This window comes from Erwinia sp. MYb416 (assembly GCF_037479575.1).
GTDB lineage: Bacteria > Pseudomonadota > Gammaproteobacteria > Enterobacterales > Enterobacteriaceae > Erwinia > Erwinia rhapontici.
Window position 1 is genome coordinate 1 of sequence record NZ_JBBGYT010000141.1, and the last position, 2201, is coordinate 2201.

The window sequence follows — 2201 nt, forward strand, 5'->3', positions numbered from 1 at the left end:
TATTTGATGGCCGCCGCCGGGTTAACGCACGGGGGTTTTTACGGGCACTTTGAGAAAAAAGATGAGCTGGCCGCCATCGCCAGCCGCAAGGCCTTTGACGACTCTGCGGCGCGCTGGCAGGCGATCAATCAGCAGCCGAGCCATCACACGTTGCGCACACTGGCCGAACATTATCTTTCTCCCGCTCATCGGGATGGCGTACAGGCTGGCTGTGCCATTACGGCATTAGCCAGTGATGTCGCCAGGGAAAGCGCGGATAAACCGGTGCGTGATGTCTATCTCGACGGCGTGAAAGGGATGCTGGGAATGCTGGAGTCGCTTTCGGATGTGGAAGATGACGCGCAGCGCCGTCAGCATGCGCTGATGCAGTTTTCCCTGCTTATCGGCGCGCTGACGCTGGCACGCGCCACGTCCGGGGACAGCCTGTCCGATGAATTCCTGACGGCCGCAAAAGCAGCGTTGCTGGCAGAGAAGGAATAGCGATCAGAAAAGGGAATGGTTAACCAGATAGAAGGCGTGCCGCCCGTCGGCCAGCAGGCGCTGATGGAACGCCAGCACGCTGTCAGGCGTCAGCGCCTGCAAGTCGGTGATATTGGGCTGAGGAATCATCTGCTGTGCCCGCAGCCAGCGATCGCGACTGGCCTCAAGCCGCCCGGTTGGCACCTGCTGCTGTTCCTTCAGCACTATCTGGCATGTTTCCCACAGCGCCTGCGGGCTGAGCGCCGCCAGCCCGGTATTCATCTGCACTAAGAAGTGGTCAATGCGTGCCGCCAGCTCCGCCGTCGTGAGATGCGGGGATTGCAGCGCAAACAGGATGCCCGAACGCCCCGCCGCCTGATAAAAACGACAGCTCACCACATAGCCAATGTTCTGTTCCACACGCAGGCGCTGAAAAAACAGCGGCTGATAAATCATTGCTAACAACTGCCAGGCGGCCAGGCACGCCGTACTCTCCTCCACCAGCGGGCAGAAGCGCAGCAGTACGGCCTCCGGGCTGCGTGTCGCCACCCGGTATTCGGCCTTGGGGTGTAAGACGTCAGGCAATGCACGTACCGCCGGGTTAATAGCAGCCGGAAAGGTACTCAGCAGGCAGGCCAGCTGCCGGTGCAGCTCGTGGTCGCCGCCATCCAGTACTGCACGCCAGGGGAGGTTGAGCGGCGTCTGGCCGCCTGCGGGATTGTGCAACGGCTGCAACGTTTCCGGCAGTGCACCGAGTAATGCCCGCACGGCAATATCATCGTGCAGCGCCTGACGCTGGCGCAGAGACTCACGCTCACCGCGTGCGATCACGCCAGGCGGGATATCCGCCAGCAGCGCATTGAGCGATGCCAGCGTGCTGACCATCAGCGCCGCCTCCCCCTGTAACTGGATCAGCCAGTGTCCCTGCGGGCAACCGATCGCCAGTTCGCCCCCGCGATGGGCACAACCCGCCGCCAGCGCACGCAGACGGGCCTGCACGATCTGCCCCCAGGGCGCTGGCAGGTTGTTTTCAGGGCTGAGCAGCAGCACAGCGGGCGATTCATCGCAGCGATGATGGGCCAGCGGTGTCTGGCGCGCAGGCAACGTGGGGATGGCAGGCGGCAGGGGATGTGGGAAGAACACGAAAGCCTCACCTGATGTATCAGGCTGAACCGGCGCCCGCTCGCCCGGCTGGCAGGCCAGCGTCCAGCCCTGAACGTCGAGTTGATCCAACGGAGTGCTGTCAGCAATCCACAGCCGTGATAATGGCGCGGCAGACAGCAGTGCGAACAGTATTGCGCTCTCGTCGTCCCCGGCCGGAGCAAACCCAAAAGCACTTTCACGCAACTGATCCATCACGGGTAACTGCGCGAAGTGGCGGCTGGCCAGCTGCGCGTAATGAGCACGCTGCGTTGTCGTCAGTCGAGCCAGCTGTGCCAGCCAGTGATGTACGCGCGCTTCAGCCCGGTCGGCATCCCCGGCTTCCACCAGTACCAGTTCAAGGGTGATCACCGTCTGCTGTGCGCTGCGATACGGCAGCAGCAGGCGGGCACCGTCGCACAGTTCCTGCTCGCGCAGCGAGGCCATCAGGCTGCCCGCCGCTTCGTCCAGCAGCAGCTGGCGCAGCAACGCCAGCCCGCCGTCGATCGGTTGATTCAGCAAAAAGGAGAGACGCAGGCGCGGTGCACCGTTCAGTTGCAGGGCGATATCGCACTCAGCAGCAGGCGCTAACGCGGGCAGCG

The 2201-nt window shown here is 63.1% G+C and carries 2 protein-coding genes; one reads left to right on the forward strand and one right to left on the reverse strand.

The annotated features are described in order from the left end of the window. Positions 1 to 480: TetR/AcrR family transcriptional regulator (locus tag WH277_RS01330; RefSeq protein ID WP_339503923.1), on the forward strand; the 480-nt coding region annotated here is incomplete at its 5' end. Between the two features lie 3 nt (positions 481 to 483). On the opposite strand, the gene WH277_RS01335 is transcribed toward WH277_RS01330, so the two are convergent. Further along, positions 484 to 2201 (reverse strand): pyrroloquinoline quinone biosynthesis protein PqqF (locus WH277_RS01335; protein ID WP_339503925.1); only part of this gene is annotated, 1718 nt, incomplete at its 5' end.